The sequence below is a fragment of the Streptomyces sp. NBC_00289 genome (assembly GCF_041435115.1).
Lineage (GTDB): Bacteria > Actinomycetota > Actinomycetes > Streptomycetales > Streptomycetaceae > Streptomyces.
This window is the reverse complement of record NZ_CP108046.1, coordinates 4765244-4784072: the sequence shown is the minus strand read 5'-3', so window position 1 is coordinate 4784072 and position 18829 is coordinate 4765244. Positions and strand designations below refer to the sequence as shown.

The window sequence follows — 18829 nt, the reverse complement described above, 5'->3', positions numbered from 1 at the left end:
ACAGCATGTCAGAAATACTTGTCGCCACGGGAGTTGACCTCTCCTACGGCAATCAGCCGGCCGTCCGTGACGCCCACCTGTCGGTCTCCCCCGGGGAGGTCGTGGCGATCACCGGGCAGAGTGGCTCCGGCAAGTCCTCGCTGCTCTACTGTCTCGCCGGCGTCCTGCCCGCCACCCGCGGGCACGTGCGGTTCGAACGGCGGACACTCGGCGACCTCTCCGACGACGAGATCAGCACGCTCCGCCGGGAACGCTTCGGATTCGTCTTCCAGTACGGCGAGTTGCTGCCGGAACTCACGGTCGAGGAGAACACCGCCCTGCCCCTCCGGCTGGCGGGGCAGCGCAAGGGACCCGCCCTCGCGGCCGCCGGCGAGGTGCTCGAACGGCTCGGACTCGGCGAACTGCGTGAGCGCCGCCCCGGACAGGTGTCCGGCGGACAGAGCCAGCGCGTCGCGGTCGCGCGTTCCCTGGTGCACCGGCCCGCGATCGTCTTCGCGGACGAGCCGACCGGATCGCTCGACAGCGCCAACGCCTCGGCCGTACTCAAGGAGTTCCTCGACCTGGCGCGGTCGCAGGGTACGGCCGTCATCCTGGTGACACACGACCCCGCCGTCGCCGCACAGGCCGATACCCACTACACGATGGCTGACGGAGTCCTGAGTGCACGGGGTGCGGTGTGAGGGAATTCCTGCTCGGTCTGCGCCTGCTGTTCGGCGCGGGGCGCGGCAACCGCATCCGCTTCTTCCTGATGGCCGTCGGCGGTTCCATCGGGGTGTGCTGCCTCGCCCTCGTTCTCACCATCCCGGCGATCCTCGAAGCCCACGACGACCGCGCCGCGGCCCGGCAGCCCGTGACCTCCGCCAAGGGGCCGGCGGAAGGCACCCTCGTCCTGCAGCGCAACGACGCCTACGGCTCCAAGTCGTTCACCCGGGTGTTCGTCGCCCGGGGAACCGAGGGAACCCGGTCCGCTCCACCCGGGCTGAGTGAACTGCCGTCCTCGGGCGAGGTGTTCGTGTCCCCGCAGGTGCACGAGCTGCTGCGTCGGGCACCCGCCGTCAAGGGACTGCTGCCGGGCCGCGAGGCGGGCGTGATCCGCCCGGCCGGGCTCGCGCATCCCGATGAGCTCTACGCCTACGTCGGAACCGATCGTGCCCGGATCGCCGATGAGGGGCGGACCCTGAAGGGGTTCGGCTACAGCTACGCCCCGTTCCCGGCCGTCGAGCCGTCCACTCTCACCGATGTCAGGTTCGCTCTGGCCACGTTGGTCCTGCTGCCCCTGGGGATCTTCCTGTCGGTCTGCGCCCGTCTCTCCGCCGCCAGCCGGATGCGCCGCCTGGCGGCACTGCGGCTGCTGGGCCTGAGCATCAAGGGCACCCAGCGCGTGAACGCCGCCGAGACCGTCGTCGCGGCCCTGCTCGGCACAGTTCTGGGGCTCGGCGAGTACTGGCTGCTCAACCAGGTGATGTCACATGCCGGGCTGCCCGGACTGAGGTGGTATCCGGGGGACGGCGCCCTGTCCGCGAGCACCGTCGCCGTCTGTCTGATCGGCTGCCCGGCCCTCGCCTGGTTCGTCGGCCGCAAGAGCGCGAGGGACGCGAGCGCCAACCCACTGGCGGTACGGCGTACGGCGGTACCCCGACCGCCTTCCAAGTGGGGCGCTCTTCTGCTGGTCACCGGCCTGGGCATCGTGTGCGGCTACTGCCTCACGGGCCTGATGGGGCGCCCCGCCTCGAGTGTCGGCCTGAACGCGCTTCTCGTGGTCGCCGGAGTCGTACTGACCGGCCTCGGCCTCGTGCTGACGCTGCCCCTGCTCTCGTACGTTCTGGCCGGCCGACTGGCGAGGTCCACCCAGTCCCTGACACTCAACCTGGCCATGCGGCGCAACGAGGCGGAGCCGGGTAGCACGATGCGGGTGGTCACCGGCCTCGTACTGCTCGTCTACGCGGCCTCGCTCGCCCAGGGCGTTCTCATCCAACTGGAGCAGGTCACCCGCCCCTCAGGGCCTGTACAGGACTACTCCCTTCCGCTGTCACGACTCGGCACTCAGCAGCAGCGGGAACTCGCCGACGTGTCCGGCGTACGCACGCACGCCGTCATGATGAACTCCTGGGTCGATCTCAACGCGGATCAGTCCGCGGCGTCCGTCGCGTCCTCGGCCACGGCCCTGGTGGCCACCTGCGCTCAGCTGGACCGTATGACCCGGCGCGCCGAGGGCTGTGTGGACGGCCGGGTGATGCGGCTGGTCGACCCCAACTCAAGCCTGGGGTCCGACCTGAAACCCGGAACGTCGTTCAGCTTCCGGTTCCGCTTCGACGGGGGCAAGGACAAGAAGCTGAACGTCACCCTCCCCTCCGAGCGGATCGTCTACCGCGGGTACTCCGCCTCCGCGGTCGGCAACGCCGTACTCCTCGTGCCCCCCTCCGCTCTGCCCGACGCAGCGACCCCACGCGACGCGGAGCTCCTGCTCACGAGCAGTTCGGAACCCGGCCACGTCCGCGGTGTCCTCGACGGCATCGCCGCCGTCGTTCCGATCGCCGAGATCGAGCTCGTCGGGCTGAACGTCCAGGGCCTCGAGCAGATCTCCGTGGTCGAAACCCTCCTGGCCCTGGGCATGATCATGGGTATGGTCATCGGGGTGGCCGCCTTCCTCGTGTCCGTCACCGACCGGGCCGTCGAGCGCCGCGCGCAGGTCACCGCCGTCACGCTGATCGGCGCACGGGCGAGGACCATGAGGGCCGTACAGTGCGCCCAGGTCGTGCTGCCACTGGGCATCGGCCTGATCCTGGCCCTGGTCACGGGCAAACTCGCCGAGTCCAGCTACCTGATCACCGGCGGTGGCACGAACCGCTGGGACCTGGCCGGCGTCCCCCTGCTGACATTCGCCGCGGCGGGCGTGGTGGCGGCTGCCGCAGTGGGCTCACTGCCACTGGTGGGTCGCCGTATCGACCCGGAACTGATCCGCCGGGACTGACGGGCGGTCCCGCACGATCCGACCCGACACGGCCGGGTCGGCGCCGTGGCGAGGGTCAGCCGGGAGCATCGGATGCGCGATCGGCCGTCAGTGGATCCCCGACCCGGCGGGCCCGTTGCCCGAGTCTGTGCGACGGTGCCCCGGTCCCGCCCGTCACGCGGATCGGGGTCGGTGTTCTTCCTGCCGGGTCGTTGAACCGGCCCTGCCGCTCCTGCCGGTTGCGGATGCCGGGGCCCGGCCGTCGTGCCGCCCGTAGCGTGGTCGTACGTGCTTGACGAAGGGTTCCGGTATGGCCGATGAGCGCGTCCGTCCCGAGCTGATCCGCGATGAGGGTGCCTGGCTGTCTGTCGTCGGCCGAGTCATGTGAGTCGCGCGTGCAGGCTGCGGTGGTTGCCGCGCGTCGCTTGTCTCCACGGTGCGATGTCGGTTCCTCGTTCGTCCCGCCGCAGTGCTCGGCCCGGCGGCGTCGTCAAAAGCCTGTCGCCGCACCGAAGTTGACGACAAGCGGTCTCTATGTGCTCCGCTATGCTCAGCCCCGTTCGAACGGACCACGGACCACGGACCACGGACCACGGAGCACGGACCACGGACAGCGGTCGACGGACCACGGACGGCGGTCGACGGACCACGGTCGACGGTCGGGGGCGGCGGGCGGCCAGGCCGCCGGTAAGGAAAAGTGAGAGAGCGCGTGATATCCGAAGACGGCGATCACCAGGCGGCGACTCGTTCGGAGCGTGGCTCGGGACGACTGGTCGCCGGGCGGTATCTGCTCCACGACATGCTCGGCCGGGGCGGGATGGGCACGGTCTGGCGCGCGCACGACCAGTTGCTGGACCGGCCGGTCGCCGCCAAGGAACTGCACATCCCCACCGACGGCGACACGGAGCACCGGGTACGGGTGCGTCGTGCCGTCCGTGAGGCTCGCGCGGTCGCCCGGGTACCGCACCCCCACGTGGTCGGCGTCCACGACCTGGTCGAGTCCGAGGACCGGCTGTGGATCGTCATGGAACTCGTCGAGGGGCCCTCGCTGGCCCACCGGATCGCCGAGACGGGACCGCTCACACCGCAGCACACCGCCGCCCTGGGCCTGCAACTGCTCGACGCGCTGGAGGCCGTGCACGCGGCCGGCACCCTGCACCGTGACGTCAAACCGGCCAACGTCCTGCTGCGGCCCGGCGGCGACGCCGTCCTCACCGACTTCGGCATCGCGGCTCTGGACGACGGCGAGTTCCTGACGACCACCGGCGAACTGATCGGTTCTCTGGAGTACATGGCGCCCGAGCGGGTCATGGGCTCGGAGGCCGGCCCGGCCTCCGACCTGTGGTCACTGGGCGCGTCCCTCGCCACGGTCTGCGGCGGACGGTCCCCCTTCCGCCGGACGGGAGCGCCCGCGACGCTGCACGCGGTGGCGTACGAGGAACCCGTCCTGTCGGAGCTGCTCGGCTCGCTGCACCCGGTCGTCGAGGCGCTGCTGCGCAAGTCCCCGGAGGAGCGCCCCTCGGCGGCCGCCGTGCGCGACGCGCTGCGGCGCGTCGCGTCGGGTGACACGGACGCCGGGCCGCTGCCCGAAGCGACCGTGCACGCGTTGCGGCCGTCGACCCGGTCGACCCGGTCGGCCCTGTCTGCCGCGTCGGCCCCGTTGGCCGACGCGGACACGGTGACCCGTGGTCAGGGAGGGATCGTCCGGGCCGGGCACACCGTGCCGACGGCACGGCACACCACCTCGCTCAGGCCCTCGCCCGGGCAGCCGTCCCGCTCGGCGTGGCCGAAGCGGCTGTTGTGGGCTCTGGCCGGTACGGCGGTGCTCGCGGCCGGAGTTGTGGGCGGCCTCTTCCTCAACGGAACGCTGGCGTCCGATGACGCCCCGAAGACGACGACCACCCGTCAGGTCGTCCAGTCGGCGACCGGCTGGCAGCCGGTGACCGGAGTGTCCGTCCGGCGTGGAGACCGGGTCACCGTCCGGTTCGTCTCGGGACAGTGGACGGCCGACTACCGGAACATGCCGATGACCGGACCGGCCGGATACGACACGGAGACGAACAAGCGGCTGGACGGAGCGAAGAACTGCAAGGTCAGGGCCGCCTCCCCGTTCGGAACCCTGCTGGCACGCCTCAAGGGCAAGCAGAACTTCCCGGCCCACGCCGTCGGACGCGAGCTGACCTTCCAGGCGGCCGGGAACGGCACTCTCCAACTGGGGATGAACGACATCGCCGGATCCTGCTCCCAGGACAACAAGGGCACCATGACGGTGCGGGTGAGCGTGACCCGGGAAGGCTGAGCACCGAGGGACGGTGCTCGTCCAACTGTCCGCAGCATGAACGTCGTTCGCGGCCTTCACGACCTCCACGTCCTCCGCGTCGTCGGGCAAGTCCGCGTGCGGTCGTGATCCGTATGTGATCAGCGCGCCGTAATCTCCGCCTGATCAGGGATCGCGGAGAACGCGACCAGGACGGTGCGGGGGACGGGGGACATGAGATGACGTATCGGCGCGCGGCGTTGCCGGCCGTGGTCGGAGGGGTGCTGGTCACGGCGCTTCTGTGGTGGGCGGGGGCGAGTGCGCACGTGCTGCACCTGCCGGGTGCGATCGACACGTTCGGCGCGCAGGCCGCCGCCGACCTCGAGCGCTGGCTCGCCCCTTGGTCGTACGACCCTCCGGCCTCGTTCCAGTTCGGCGGCGGGGTGTCCGGCGGGGCCGGGGAGACGGCAGGGAGCGACACCGACCAGTACCTCGCGCTCTACCACACCGCTATGCAGATACGCTTCGGCGCCGTCTTCGCCCTCTTCGTGCCCGGGGCGTTGCTGCTGGTCCGGAGGCTGCCGCCGGTGCACGGCCGGATGCCGGCCGCGCTGCTCGCGGTGTGGGCCTGGGGCCTGGTCGCCGGAACCCTGGCGGTGACGGTCTCCGCACCGTGGCTGATCGCCGCGCGGGGGCACGGCAGTTACCGCTTCCTGCCCCAGCTGGCGAGTGTGATCTCGACGGGCCGGCAGGTCGTCGTGGTGGCCGCGCTGGTGGCGGCGGTCGGGACGGTGCTCACGGCGCGGGTCACCGCGAAGGACGCCGGCCCGCTGCCGCGGCGGCACGTACCGGCGGGCGCAGCCCGACTGGCCGCCTCCGCCGGGACCGCGGTCATCGCGCTGTCGCTGGTCGTCCTGTCGTACCAGTCTGTCGCCGCCGACATCCAGACGGCCTTCACGGGGAGCGGGCTGTTCGCCGAACCGGGCGATCTGCTGCGCCAGTGGCTGTTGCTCGGCGCCTGGACGGGCCCGGCCGGCACACCCCTCGGCGACTGGCTTCTGTACCGCACCGCCGACGTACTGCTGCTCGCCGTGGTGTGGTGGGCACTGCGGTGGCTGCCCGGGCGGCTCACTCGGGTCACCGTTCCGGCGCTGGCGGTCTGCGCGGTCTGCGCGACCGTCCTGGGGCTGCTGGCCGGGCAGTTGCTGCGGATGGCGACGGACGGGACGGGCCTGCGCTGGGGGCTGACGTACCTGTCCGCCAGTCTCGGCGACGGCGTCCCGGCCGCCCTGACCTTCGGCCTGGCCGCGGGAGTCACGGCCGCCGTGACACTGCGGCTGACCGGAGGACGTGCGGAAACCGATGACGCCGAAGACGCCGGTGACGGTGACCGTGGCGGCCGTGACGGTGACGGTGGCGGTGGTGGTCGCGGCGGTGGCGGTGACGGCCCGGATGCCAGCACAGGTGCCCATGCCGACGCCGCTGTCCAGAAGCCTTCCGCGCCCTGAACGCACGAGCGTGGCGGACCGTGTGGCGGCTCACGCGACTGGGACGGCCACCCGTCATCTGACACGGGCCGGCGAACGACAGGACGAGGGTCCCGGTCGGTCACCTCTCCGACCAGGACCCTCTCGCGTCCCCGGACCCAGCCGCGACGGCGACACTCCCCCGAGTTGCGCGTCGTACGCGCGCGCCGTCGGGCCAGATCCGATGTTGTGATCACATCAGGTCGCGCCAACGAATCGCTAACATATGGCCAACGGTTCTTCTTTTCGGCGTTTGTCGGGTGGCGAGAAGCCGCTGGTCGTTGCGGCCGGACAGCCAGTGGACGGGCGTAATACCGGCCGAGGCCGCCGTCGGGAGGTTGGCGGGAAAGTGCCGCGCTGGGGCGGGAACCCGCCACGGGTGCGGGAACGTCGGGAAGAGGGGGACGCGGAAACGGTGGGAAGCCACCGCGGAGGGCGAACGCGGTCGGACGCGGCGCGCGGAAGGGCAGTGGACTGCGTGATGCGGTGCGAGCTGCGGTTCGGACTGCTGGGACCGCCGATTCTGTACGACGTCCAGGGCGGTCCCCAGGGAAGCGATGGCCCCCATGGACCCCAGGGAACCGGCGGCCTCCAGGGAACCGGCGGCCCTCATGACGGCGGCAATCAGGCCCGCGCAGCCCACAGCGCCCACGGCGTCACCGGAGCCGAAGTCAGGAGCGTCACCAGCCCCAAGGTGCGGGCGCTGCTCGCGGCCCTGTTGCTCGATGCCGGCCGTGTCGTCTCCGTCGACTCCCTCAAGGACGCGCTGTGGGCCGGTGCTCCGCCTCCGTCCGCCCGGGCCTCGCTGCACAACCACGTGACACGGCTGCGGCGGTTGCTCGACGACCCCGAGCGGCTGCGGGCCGTACCGCCCGGCTACCTGTTGCGGGTCGAACCGGGAGAGCTGGACGTCCACGTCTTCGATCGGCACGTCGCCGCGGCGCGAGGCGCGCATGCCGCGCGCAACTGGGAACGCGTGGTGCGCGAGTGCGCGGCGGCGCTCGCGCTGTGGCGGGGCACCCCGTTGAGCGGTCTGCCGTCCGAGTTCGGCGGGTACGCCTTCGTGCAGCGCCTGAAGGAGGCGCGACTGCTCGTCCTCGAGTGGCGGTACGACGCCGAGCTGGCCGCCCCCGGCCCGCGCCTCGCGGATCCCGCCCGACTCTCGACCCTCGTACCGGAGTTGGCGGCCCTCACCGCCGAGCATCCACTGCGGGAGGCGTACCACCGTCAGTTGATGCTCGCCCTGCACCGCACCGGCCGACAGGCCGAGGCCCTCGCCGTCCACCGTGACCTGCGCACCCGCTTCGTCGAGGAACTCGGCATCGAGCCGGGCCCGACGGTGCGGGAGGCACACATGGAGGTGCTCCGGGGCATCGCGGACGCGGCAGGCTCAGGGGGCGTAACAGGTGTGGCAGGCGCAGCGGATGTGCCGATGGCCGCAGGCACCGCAGGCACCGTGGACGCCGTGGACGCCGCCGAATTCACCGGCACCCCCGAGCCCGACAGCAGCACAGGCAGCACTGCAGGCAACAGCGGTGACCCGAACGCCGTCACCACCCCGGACGGTGACCCGACCGAAGCGTCCGACCACCTGGCCAACCTGGCACACCTGCCGCCGACGCCCACCCACACCTCCACGCCTACGCGCGAAGACAACGCCCCTACCGGCATGGCCACCACCCCCGTCGCCCCCGCGGACACCTCCTCCCCTTCCCCCGCCTCCACCCCGCCGTCGCCGCGCCCCGCTCAACTACCGCCGCCCGTAGGGCACTTCACCGGCCGTACGGCCGTACTCGACGGTCTGCGGCGCGCACTCGCTCCCCGCGGTCATCCGTCCGTCGCCGTCATCAGCGGGATGGCCGGCGTCGGCAAGAGCGCGCTGGCGCTGCACGTGGCACACGGGCTGCGGGAACGTTTCTCTGACGGCCAGCTCTACGTCAACCTGCACGGCGCCACCCCGGGCATGGCCCCCCTCACGCCCGCTCAGGCGCTCACCGCGCTGCTCCGCGACCTCGGCACCGGACCCCGCCGTATCCCCGAACATCCGGACGCGGCGGCCGCCCTGCTGCGGTCGCTGCTCGCGCCGACCCGGACGCTGATGGTGCTGGACGACGCCGCGAACGCCGCCCAGGTACGGCCGTTGCTGCCGGCCGGCGCCGGATGCGCGGTGATCGTCACCAGCCGTTCGCCGCTGACGGCACTCGACGGGGCCCGCCGCTTTCCCCTCGCCCCGCTGAGCGACGAGGACAGCGCGGCGCTGTTGCGGGCGGTCTCCGGCCGGGACGCCCTCGACGCGGCCCACCCGCTCGTCGAGCTCACCGGCCGTCTCCCGCTCGCCCTGCGGATCGTGGCCGCCCGGCTGGCCGCGCGCCGCGCCCTCACCGCGGACGCGCTGGCCGGGCAACTGGCCGCCAGCGAAAGCCGGTTGCACCATCTGGAGTACGACGACCTCAGCGTCCGGCGCTCTCTCGCCGTCGCCCATGACGCGCTCGCCGCCTCGGACCGCCGGGCCGACCGCGACGCGGCCCTCGCCCTGCGCCGCATCGGCGGCCTCGACCTCCCGGTGTACGGCGCTCCCCTCCTCGCCCGCCTGACCGGTACCGGCGAGGCACGCGCCGAGGCCGCCCTCGACCGGCTCGTCGACGTGGCCCTCCTGGAGGAGACGGCGTACGGCCGCTACGCACCCCACGACCTGGTCCGCGACTTCGCCCGCGAACTGGCCGGAACCGATCCCGACGGCGACCGGGCCGACGAGGACGCCTGGAGTCGGGACCCCGCTCAGGACGCCCTCGCCTGGTACGCCGCCGTCGCCGAACGCACCCTCACCGCGATCGTCGAGCCGGGCCCCGACCAGGACGACCGCCGCAGGCCCACCTCGGCGCAGCTGCCCGAACACGCGGTGCACGTCGCCGCCGCCCGGCCCTTCGGCAGTCCCCGAGAGGCCTTCGGCTGGGGTGACCTGGAGCTGGCGAACATCGTGGCGCTCGTGGAGCGGTACGTCGAAGCCCCGGACGCCCGTACGGCGGCCCGCGTCTCGACCCTGCTGCGGCTGCTCCTGCCGTACGTCCAGCGCAGCGGGCGCGTCGCCGAGATGGAGGTGCTCGGCCGGGCCGCCCTCGGGGTGGCGCGGCGGCTCGGTGACGAGGCGGCCGAAGCGTACGCGCTGGGTGATCTCGCGGGCGTGCACTTCCTGACCGGCCGGCAGAGCGAGGCCCTCACCCTCAACGACGGGGCGCTGGCGATCTGGCGGCGACTCGGAGCGGTCTCCCGGATGCGCCGCTGCCTCAACAACCGCGGGCTGCTGCTCGAAGGGCTCGGCCGTTACGCCGAGTCCGAGCAGGCGCTGCGTCAAAGCCTGGAGTACTCGCGGCAGTTGGACGATCCGCACGGTGAGGCCGTGACCTACAGCCACCTCGGCAACCTGTACGAGCACACCGATCCGCGGGCCGCCATCGGTCAGCACCGGCGCTCCCTCGCCATCGGCGACGAGATCGGCAACGTCATCGTGCAGCACTCCGCGCACTGCAACATCGGCTACGCCCACCTCAGCCTCGGCGAACCCGCCGCCGCCCTGCCCCACTTCGAGCAGAGCCTGCGCATCCTCGACGGCCACGGCGACTGGCACGGCGAGTCCCAGACCCGGCTCGGCCTGGTGCGCGCGCTGCGCCTGCTCGGCCGTGCCGGGCGGGCCGGTGGCGAGTGCGTGGAACTGCTGCGCCGGGCCGACGCCCGCGCCGACCGCTACATGGGCGGTCTCGGCCGCCACCAGTACGGCCTTCTGCTGCGGGAGTCGGGGCGGGAGGAGGAGGCGTACGAGGAGTGGCGGACCGCACTCGACGCGCTGGACGGGACGGACGAGAAAGCGGTGGCGGCGGAGCTGCGGGAGCTGCTCGCGGACGGCGGCTGACCGCCCGGCGCCCACCAGGCGAGGCCAAGAGCACGCCCGCTCGGAGAGACCAGGGCTCGCCCGCCAGGGGTGGGGAAGGCTCGCCCGCTCGGCGTGTGGTGTCAGTGGTACCGCGTGGTACCGCGTGGTGCCAGTAGTGCCAGTAGTGCCTGTGGTGCCGGGCGGATCCTCCTCACTTCGCGTCCGCATAACACTCCACCACCGCCGTGGTGAACGGGAACCGCACCGGTGTCTCGCCGAACGTCAGGCGTCCGGCGAGGTCGGCCGCCTCCCGGATCGCCGCCACGACGGCTTCGGCCTCCTCCTCGGGACAGTGCACGATCACCTCGTCGTGCTGGAAGAACACCAGTTCGGCCGCCATCGCCGCGCAGGACTGCCGCAGCGCGGCGAGCAGCAGCAGCGCCCAGTCGGCGGCGCTGCCCTGGACGACGAAGTTGCGGGCGAAGCGGCCGCGGGCCCGGGCGTTGCTGGAGGCGTACCCGGGTGTCCAGTCCTGTCCGCCGGGCTGCCCCTCGGGCCCGCTCCCGGCCCAGGTCCCGGCCTTTCCCCCTGCCTCGGTCTCGTCCTCGGAGTCGGGGATGCCCGCCTCCTCCGCCGCGTCGCCCGCGCCCGCCGCCGGTGGGCAGGTCCGCCCGAGCCAGGTCCGTACGAGTCGGCCCTCCTCGCCCGCGCGGGCGGCGTCGTCGACGTACGCCACCGCCTTGGGGAAGCGGCGGCGGAGGGCGGCGAGGTTCTTGAGGCCGTCGCCGGAGGTCTGGCCGTAGACCGCGCCGAGCACGGCGAGCTTGGCCTGGGCGCGGTCGCCGGAGAAGGCGCGGTCGGAGACGGACTGGTAGAGGTCGCTCGACCGGCCGGCCACCTCCATCAGGCCGGGGTCGCGGGAGATGGCGGCGAGTACCCGCGGCTCCATCTGGTCGGCGTCGGCGACCACGAGCCGCCAGCCGGGGTCGGCGACGACGGCCCGCCGGATCACCTTGGGGATCTGGAGGGCGCCCCCGCCGTTGGTGACCCAGCGGCCGGTGACCGTGCCACCGGCGAGGAACTCGGGCCGGAACCGGCCGTCGCGCACCCAGTCCTGAAGCCAGGACCAGCCGTGGGCGACCCAGATGCGGTACAGCTTCTTGTACTCGACCAGAGGCTGCACCGCGGGGTGGTCGAGGGACTCGATCTCCCAGCGCCGCGTCGATCTGATCCTGATCCCCGCCTGCGCGAACGCCCTGATGACGTCGGCGGGCAGATCGGGCCTGACCCGGCGGCCGAAGGCGGCGGACACCTCGTCGGCGAGCTCGGCCAGGCGACGGGGCTCGCCACCGCCCGTGTACCGCTCGCCGAGCATGTCGTGCAGCAGCTGACGGTGCACGTCGGCGCTCCACGGCAGTCCGGACCGGTTCATCTCGGCGGCGACCAGCATCCCCGCCGACTCGGCGGCCGTCAGGAGCCGCATGCGCTCCGGGTGGGCTGCCCGGTCGTGCCTGTGCTGCTGGTCGGCGTACACCTCGGCGAGGTCGGTCAGCGGCAGGGGCACCGTCTGCGGCTCGAAGAGCGAGGACTGCGAGCCGGGCTCGGCGGCCCGCTGCGGCGGATCGGGCGGTACGGGACCGCCGCGCAGCCGGGCCAGGGCGGCGGCGGCCGAGCGGGGTTCGCCGGACCGGCCCTCGTGACCGAGCAGAAGCGTCTCCGCGTCCTCGATGTCGTAGCACCGCTCCACTCGCACCCCCGCGGCGAGCAGGCGCGGGTAGACCTCGGGCGTCGAGCGCCACACCCAGCGTGTGACCTCCGGCCGCCCGCGTACGGCCGCGGCGAGGTCCGCCTCCCGCAGGACGGGCCCGGCGGGCAGCCCTTCCGGACCGAGGGGGGCGATCTCCACACCGCCGTCCTCGGCCGGGGCGAGCACCCATCGGTCGACCATGCTGCGAGTGTGCCACCAGCCTCTGACAACGCCCTCGACCCTGTTCAGCGGGGGTGGACGCGGGACCGGACGGAGGCCTGGGCGCGAGCCCGGGCGGGGCGCGGACCGGGTGTCCGGCTCAGTTGTCCGGCTCAGTTGTCCGGCTCAGTCCTGGCCCCGCGCTCCTGGGCGAACGCGGCGAGTGCCTCGGCGATGTGGTGTTCCGCCGTCGGCTTGGTGAGGCCGAGGTCCGACAGGACTCCCTCGCCGTGCTCGAACTCCAGCAGGGCCAGCAGGATGTGTTCGGTGCCGACGTAGTTGTGGCCCAGGCGGAGGGCCTCACGGAAGGTGAGCTCCAGAACCTTCTTCGCGTCGGAGCCGTAGGGGACGAGTTCCGGGACCTCCTCCGCCGCGGGCGGCAGTGCCGCGGAGGCGGCCTGACGTACGGAGTCGAGGAGGATGCCCTGCCCGGTGATGGCCTTCGCGGCCAGCCCTTCCGGTTCGGCCAGCAGACCGAGCACCAGGTGCTCGGGGCGGCCCTCGGCGTTGCGGGCGGCGATGGCCTCGTTGTGGGCGGCCATCACCACGTTGCGGGCGCGCGGGGTGTACCGGCCGAAGCCCTGGTTGGGGTCGAGGTCGGTCGACTCCTTCGGCACGAACCGCTTCTGCGCGGCCTGCCGGGTGACTCCCATGCTCTTCCCGATGTCGGTCCAGGACGCGCCCGAGCGGCGGGCCTGGTCCACGAAGTGACCGATCAGGTGGTCGGCCACGTCTCCGAGGTGTTCCGCAGCGATCACCGCGTCCTCGAGCTGGTCGAGGGCGTGCGGGTGAACGTTCTTGATGGCCGCGATGAGGTCGTCGAGGCGTACGGAGGACGTGATGGTCGGCTTCGTCGTCATGTGTCAACCGTAGGTTGACAGGGTAGGACTGTCAACCCTGGGTTGACATGCTCGGCGGCCGCCTTTCGGAAGCGGGGAACGACGGTGAGACGATCGCCGGGTGAGTACGACCAGCACCGTCGAACGCGCCTTCCGGGCCGCGCTCTACGCCGACACCGACACCGCCCTCGACACGGGCGCCTCGCTGCTCGCCGCCGACCCCGGTGCGGACGCCGAACTCGGCCGACGGGGCGAGGAGTTCGTGGCGACGGCCTGGCGGCGCGGCTGGCAGCCCGCCGACCTCGTGCGGTTCGTCCGACGAGAACTGGACGAAGTACACGTACGCCTGGTCGCGGCGCTGATCACGACCGAGTCTTCGCACGACCACCCGCACGCCCGCGCGCACACTCGCCCTCACCACGGGCGGCCGACCGACCCGCCGAACCACCCCCGCGGCCCCCGTTGGGCCGCGCAGCTCGCCCACATCGCCCGCCTCGCGCAGTCGGAGGAGTCCGGTTCCGCGACAGCGCAAGGCACCCGGCGCCCCCAACACCCCGACCGCTTCACGCACGCCACCACCGTGCTGGAGCTGTACCGCCTGCTGCTGAGCCTGCCGGCGCTGGAGCCACTCGAGCCGCTGGAGCCGTCGGCCGGGCCGCGGCGGGAGCGGCGGCCCGAGTCGCGCATGCTCTCCCGCATCCGCGCCCTGCTCGCCAAGGCGGAGGCCACGGGCTACCCGGAGGAGGCGGAGGCGCTCAGCGCGAAGGCACAGGAGCTGATGGCCCGGCACAGTGTCGACGAGGCGCTGCTCGCCGCCCAGGCGCCTGCCGGGGACGCGCCCAGCGCCTGCCGCGTCGGGGTCGAGGCGCCGTACGAGCAGGCCAAGGCGATTCTGCTGGACGCCGTCGCCACCGCGAACCACTGCCGCGCGGTGTGGAACGAGGCCCTCGGTTTCTCCACCGTCGTCGGTTTCGAAGCCGACCTGGAGGCGGTCGAACTCCTCTACACCTCGCTGCTCGTGCAGGCGCAGACCGCGATGACGAAGGCGGAGGCCGCCCAGCGCGCGGGCGGCCGGAAGCGGACCAAGTCCTTCCGGCAGTCCTTCCTCGCGGCCTACGCCCACCGCGTCGGCACCCGGCTCGCCGCGGCCGCCGAGACCCAGGTGGCCCAGGACCTGCTGCCGGTCCTCGCCACTCGCGACATAGCCGTCAACGACCGCCTGGACCACCTCTTCCCGCAGACGACCACGACCCGCCTGCGCGGTGTCAGCGACGAGGCCGGCTGGACGGAAGGCGCCGAAGCGGCCGACCGGGCACAGGTCAGGTCCCGCCGACCGCTCCACTGAACCGAGCGACGCCGAGCCCGGCCGGGCCGATCCTCAGCCGAGCCGGGCCCTCCAGCTACTCAGTCGCCGGCCTGCTGAAAGGCGCTCACCGACGCGTCCGGCTCGCCCTTCGCACCCTTCAGCGCCACATCGCCGTACGACCACGCGAAGCTGTGGGTGGCCGTGGCGCCCGGCAGGCTGAACGTCCCCGTCTGCACGGCGAGGCTCTTCTCCCCGCCCGCCTCGCCCCGTACGTAGGTGAGGGTGAAGGACACCGCGGCGTCCTTGGCGAGGGTCAGCTTCTGGACCTTGGCGGCCTGGTCCGGCGCGACGGCGGCCGAGGTCGAGCCCGCGTGCAGGGTGACGGCGGGAAGGCCATTCAGGGTGCAGGCGGCGCCGCGGTTGGTCAGCGTCACCGGGACGTTGCCGGTGTCTCCGGCGGCGGGGGCCGCGTTGGCAGGGCCGACCTGCACCGCGACCCCGTCGATCGCGCAGGCCGAGCCGCCCTGGCCCGCGGGTTTGCTGTCCTGGGTCGCGGCCGAGTCGTCCGCGCTGTCACCGCCGTTGCAGGCGGTCAGGAGCAGGGCCGCGGCCAGAGCGGTCACGGTGATGGGGATGGCGCGCATGTGGGTCCTCTGGGGGCGGGACGTCGGTACGTCGGTGATGGCGTGCATGGATCATCACGCACGAACCCTCACGTCGGTTGCCCGCCCCGTCGAACCTCAGCCGAAAGAGCCCCACCGAAGCCCCGGCCGCAAGGCCGGCCCCTACCGAAACCCCATCGAACGCTCGGCTCCGGCCCACCGGGCTCCGAACCGCCGGGCTCCGAACGCTCGCCTCCGAACCGCCCCGCTCCGAACCCCCGTCGCCCACGTCGCGTCCCTACGACCCCGAACCAGCCGTAGGCAGCCCCGACGGCAGTGTGCCGCCTTCCGCCTTGGTGTACGTCTCCGTGCCGAGGCCGTTCTCCCAGGTGACCTTCAGCGACGCCTTGCCGACGGAGTCGACCATCCCCGTGCCCCGGTCCTTGTTGCCGTCCGTGCACTTGAGGCGGATCATCCGCATGCCCGCCTCCTCCTTCGCGGTGCCGCTGCACACGGACCCGCCGGTCGTGAAGAGGCCGGCCTGCGTGCCGGTGATCACCAGTGCCACGGCCTTGCCGTCGGTCGTCGCCAGCCAGCTGCCCTCGAGCTTGCCGGCGGACGACGCGGACGCCGAGCCGCCGGACGTGCCGTCCGTCTCGGTGCTCGCGCCGGCGGAGGCACTGGGAACGGTGGAGGAGGTGTCGTCGGAGTCGCCGTCGCTGTCGCCGCTGCACGCCGTCAGCGTCAGCGCGCCCGCCAGCGCCACGGCCGCCGCGGCGATCCGCAGCCGCCGACGCGAGACCGTCGCCGAAGTGGCCGTAGTCGCCGTGTTCGCCGTCGTCACTGGAGCTCCCAAGCTGTAGCCGGTCGAGGCCGTCCGCAGTGGTCCTGCCTGCGGGCCGGTCGGCCCGGTTGGCCGAAACGATGCAGCAAGCTACCAGGCCGGTCTGTAGGGGGCGTCTACCAGGACGACGTGCGGACTCCCGGCGGATACCCGGGTCCGCCTGCGCACGCGGGCCGACCCGGGGCGGCCCGAAGGCGCGGAAGCAGCCACGGGGCGGCAGCCGCTGACGCCGTCGTCGCGCCATTCACCGGACCATCACGTGCACGTTGGAACAGGAAGGCCCCGGTATGCGTCTGTCTCTAGTACACGAAGGATTCTGTGGGTTCCGGGACGGACGCGGGAGCGGACACTGGGACCGACCTCGGTGGACCGGGCGCCAGAGCTGTGAACGGGCTCCAGAGCTGTAACCGCGGGAACACCGCGCGTGCACGTGCATCTGCCCATGCATCTGCACGTGAACAGGGCTATGATCCGAAACAGTTGACCACTGCATCAATGGCCACATCAGCCAGTGCACCACCGGGGAGCGACCTGTGGACCACGACGTTGACGGCGTGTACGGGGGGTACGACGTGTTCGACGTGCACAACGGTATGGCGGCCACACACCTGGACGGGGTGGCCTGGCAGAAGAGTCGGCACAGCAACTCGCAGGGTTCCTGCGTGGAGTTCGCCCGACTGCCCGGCGGAGATGTGGCCGTACGCAACTCGCGCTTTCCCGACGGGCCGGCGCTCGTCTACACGCGCGCCGAGATCGAGGCGATGCTCCTGGGCATCAAGGACGGCGAGTTCGACCACCTGATCGCGGGCTGATCCGGGCCCGAGTCGGGGACAACCGAGGGCAATCGGCGCATCGCGCTGAGTAACGCGCGTAGAACCGCGGCGTCAGAAGGCGCCGCGGTTCGTCATTCCGCGATCTGCGGCTGGAGCCGGAACAGCGCCCAGACGACCTTGCCGCCCAGTGTGCCGGCGAGCGGGTGCCAGCCCCAGCTGTCGGCGAAGGAGTCGACGAGGAACAGGCCGCGACCGGACTCCGCCGAGAAGTCGTCCTCCGCCTCACGCGCGATCGGGCTGTCGTGGCTGGGATCCCGCACCGCGCACACCAGTCGTTCCGTCCAGCGCATCAGGTGCAGCCGCACGGGCGGGTTCTGCTCGGGTACGCGCGGGGTGTTGGCGGGCAGCGCGTGCCGCAGGGCGTTGGTGACCAGTTCGGAGACCACGAGACAGACGTCGTCGAAGCGGTCGCCCATGTCCCACTGGTCGAGCGTTCTGCGGGTGAACTGCCGTGCCTCGCGCACCGCTTCGTAGCGGGCGGGCAGAGCGCAGGAGGCGGCGCTGGACACGGCCGCGGGATCCAGCGGCGGAAGGCCCTGCCGTAACGGCTCGAGCATGGTCGATCCATTCGTCCCCATGCGAGGCACTCCCGGGGTTCGCGGTCGTTGCGATGCAGCGGTTGCGCGAGACCATGGTTTCGGATGCGTACAGCAGATGCAAGGGCAGATGCACGTGCACGCGACCGAATTGGGCCCTCCCGTACCGCTTGTTGGCCATTTTTTCCGCCATATTCTCGCCCTGCGGTGGTCACTTCTTCGCAGATCCTGTTCCGGTCCTGTGCGGAATCCTTGACTTATTTCCATCTCTGTAATCGGACGAGTACTGCTCGGAGTGTTTTAGTGGCAGACTTCGGCCCCTGAAGACGGTTGGGGAGGCTGGCGAACGTGAGCGCGGGAGAGCCCGGATCGGTGGTGCGGCGGATGCTGCTCGGCTCGCAACTCAGGCGGCTGCGTGAGGCGCGCGGTATCACGCGTGAGGCGGCGGGTTACTCGATCCGCGCCTCGGAGTCGAAGATCAGCCGGATGGAGCTGGGCCGGGTGAGCTTCAAGACAAGGGATGTCGAGGACCTGCTGACGTTGTACGGCATCACGGACGAGGCGGAGCGCCTGTCACTCCTCTCCCTCGCCAAGGAGGCCAACGTCGCGGGCTGGTGGCACAGTTACTCGGACGTGCTGCCCAGCTGGTTCCCCACCTACGTGGGTCTGGAGGGCGCCGCCTCCCTCATCCGCGCCTACGAGGTGCAGTTCGTGCACGGGCTGCTGCAGACCGAGGCGTACGCCCGCGCGGTCGTGCGGCGCGGCATGAAGGGCGCGAGCGAGGCGGACGTACAACGGCGCGTCGCGCTGCGTCTGGAGCGGCAGAAGTACCTGCTGTCCGACAACGGCCCCGAGTTCCACGTCATCCTGGACGAGGCCGCCCTGCGCCGGCCTTACGGCGACCGCGAGGTGATGCGCGGTCAGCTCCAGCACCTGATCGAGATCTCCGCGCGGCCCAACGTGCGGCTCCAGGTCATGCCGTTCGGCTTCGGCGGCCACTCCGGCGAGTCCGGGGCGTTCACGCTCCTCAGCTTCCCGGAGTCCGACCTCTCGGACGTCGTGTACCTGGAGCAACTCACCAGCGCGCTGTACCTGGACAAGCACGAGGACGTCGCCCAGTACGAGAAGGCGCTGAAGGAGCTCCAGCAGGACAGCCCGGGTCCGGACGAGAGCCGGGACCTGCTCCGGGGCCTGATCCAGCTGTCCTAGGGTTTCCCCTCGGACCGCCCGGGACTGCCCCCAAGTGTCCGCCAACTCCCCTGAAACACACGTACGATGACGTGTGATCAGATCGTGACGTCG

Annotated in this window: 13 protein-coding genes; 8 read left to right on the top strand and 5 right to left on the bottom strand. The window is 71.9% G+C overall.

Annotated features, from left to right (window positions below; genetic code table 11):
* The first annotated feature begins 5 nt into the window (after positions 1–5).
* The 5 genes from OG985_RS21590 (at position 6) to OG985_RS21570 (ending at position 10640) form a co-directional block, all read left to right on the top strand.
* On the top strand, positions 6–680 hold the full coding sequence (locus tag OG985_RS21590; RefSeq protein ID WP_371669978.1) for an ABC transporter ATP-binding protein: 675 nt from the start codon (positions 6–8) through the stop codon (positions 678–680).
* A complete protein-coding gene (locus OG985_RS21585; RefSeq protein WP_371669977.1) occupies positions 677–2971 on the top strand; it encodes an ABC transporter permease in 2295 nt (764 codons plus the stop codon). The genes OG985_RS21590 and OG985_RS21585 overlap by 4 nt, the downstream gene beginning before the upstream one ends.
* A 688-nt stretch (positions 2972–3659) precedes the next feature.
* A complete protein-coding gene (locus tag OG985_RS21580; RefSeq protein WP_371669976.1) occupies positions 3660–5249 on the top strand; it encodes a serine/threonine-protein kinase in 1590 nt (529 codons plus the stop codon).
* A gap of 197 nt (positions 5250–5446) precedes the next feature.
* Entirely contained in the window at positions 5447–6715 is a 1269-nt protein-coding gene (locus tag OG985_RS21575; protein ID WP_371669975.1) for a hypothetical protein, read from the top strand.
* 499 nt (positions 6716–7214) lie between these two features.
* The gene (locus OG985_RS21570; RefSeq protein ID WP_371669974.1) at positions 7215–10640 is read left to right on the top strand and encodes a BTAD domain-containing putative transcriptional regulator; all 3426 of its coding nucleotides are present in this window, start codon (positions 7215–7217) and stop codon (positions 10638–10640) included.
* A gap of 172 nt (positions 10641–10812) precedes the next feature.
* Here the strand turns inward: OG985_RS21570 and OG985_RS21565 are convergent, their stop codons facing one another.
* Both OG985_RS21565 and OG985_RS21560 read right to left on the bottom strand, forming a co-directional pair.
* Positions 10813–12549 carry a bifunctional 3'-5' exonuclease/DNA polymerase gene (locus OG985_RS21565; RefSeq protein ID WP_371669973.1) on the bottom strand — a complete coding sequence of 579 codons (1737 nt, stop codon included), beginning with the start codon at positions 12547–12549 and terminating at the stop codon, positions 10813–10815.
* 131 nt (positions 12550–12680) lie between these two features.
* Positions 12681–13427, bottom strand: a complete 747-nt coding sequence (locus tag OG985_RS21560; protein WP_371669972.1) for a Clp protease N-terminal domain-containing protein — start codon at positions 13425–13427, stop codon at positions 12681–12683.
* A 100-nt stretch (positions 13428–13527) separates the two neighbouring features.
* Here OG985_RS21560 and OG985_RS21555 point away from each other — a divergent pair, with 100 nt between their 5' ends.
* Complete coding sequence (locus OG985_RS21555; RefSeq protein WP_371669971.1) at positions 13528–14751, top strand: DUF2786 domain-containing protein; 1224 nt, start codon at positions 13528–13530, stop codon at positions 14749–14751.
* A 59-nt stretch (positions 14752–14810) separates the two neighbouring features.
* Here OG985_RS21555 and OG985_RS21550 read toward each other — a convergent pair whose 3' ends face one another.
* A complete protein-coding gene (locus tag OG985_RS21550) occupies positions 14811–15356 on the bottom strand; it encodes a DUF4232 domain-containing protein (RefSeq protein ID WP_371669970.1) in 546 nt (181 codons plus the stop codon).
* 256 nt (positions 15357–15612) lie between these two features.
* A complete protein-coding gene (locus OG985_RS21545; RefSeq protein WP_371669969.1) occupies positions 15613–16158 on the bottom strand; it encodes a hypothetical protein in 546 nt (181 codons plus the stop codon).
* Between the two features lie 533 nt (positions 16159–16691).
* Here OG985_RS21545 and OG985_RS21540 point away from each other — a divergent pair.
* Positions 16692–16970: a DUF397 domain-containing protein gene (locus tag OG985_RS21540; RefSeq protein ID WP_371669968.1), complete on the top strand. Its 279-nt coding sequence runs from the start codon at positions 16692–16694 to the stop codon at positions 16968–16970.
* 92 nt (positions 16971–17062) lie between these two features.
* Here the strand turns inward: OG985_RS21540 and OG985_RS21535 are convergent, their stop codons facing one another.
* The gene (locus tag OG985_RS21535) at positions 17063–17548 is read right to left on the bottom strand and encodes an ATP-binding protein (RefSeq protein WP_371669967.1); all 486 of its coding nucleotides are present in this window, start codon (positions 17546–17548) and stop codon (positions 17063–17065) included.
* Between the two features lie 363 nt (positions 17549–17911).
* Here OG985_RS21535 and OG985_RS21530 point away from each other — a divergent pair, with 363 nt between their 5' ends.
* On the top strand, positions 17912–18736 hold the full coding sequence (locus OG985_RS21530) for a helix-turn-helix domain-containing protein (RefSeq protein ID WP_371674454.1): 825 nt from the start codon (positions 17912–17914) through the stop codon (positions 18734–18736).
* The last annotated feature ends 93 nt before the right edge of the window (positions 18737–18829 follow it).

Excerpts from the sequence above, each read along its gene's own strand:
- OG985_RS21590 (WP_371669978.1), top strand. The coding sequence starts at position 6 with ATGTCAGAAATACTTGTCGCCACGGGAGTTGACCTCTCCTACGGCAAT.
- OG985_RS21575 (WP_371669975.1), top strand. The coding sequence starts at position 5,447 with ATGACGTATCGGCGCGCGGCGTTGCCGGCCGTGGTCGGAGGGGTGCTG.
- OG985_RS21570 (WP_371669974.1), top strand. The coding sequence starts at position 7,215 with ATGCGGTGCGAGCTGCGGTTCGGACTGCTGGGACCGCCGATTCTGTAC.
- OG985_RS21565 (WP_371669973.1), bottom strand. The coding sequence starts at position 12,549 with ATGGTCGACCGATGGGTGCTCGCCCCGGCCGAGGACGGCGGTGTGGAG.
- OG985_RS21560 (WP_371669972.1), bottom strand. The coding sequence starts at position 13,427 with ATGACGACGAAGCCGACCATCACGTCCTCCGTACGCCTCGACGACCTC.
- OG985_RS21550 (WP_371669970.1), bottom strand. The coding sequence starts at position 15,356 with ATGCGCGCCATCCCCATCACCGTGACCGCTCTGGCCGCGGCCCTGCTC.
- OG985_RS21535 (WP_371669967.1), bottom strand. The coding sequence starts at position 17,548 with ATGCTCGAGCCGTTACGGCAGGGCCTTCCGCCGCTGGATCCCGCGGCC.
- OG985_RS21530 (WP_371674454.1), top strand. The coding sequence starts at position 17,912 with ATGCTGCTCGGCTCGCAACTCAGGCGGCTGCGTGAGGCGCGCGGTATC.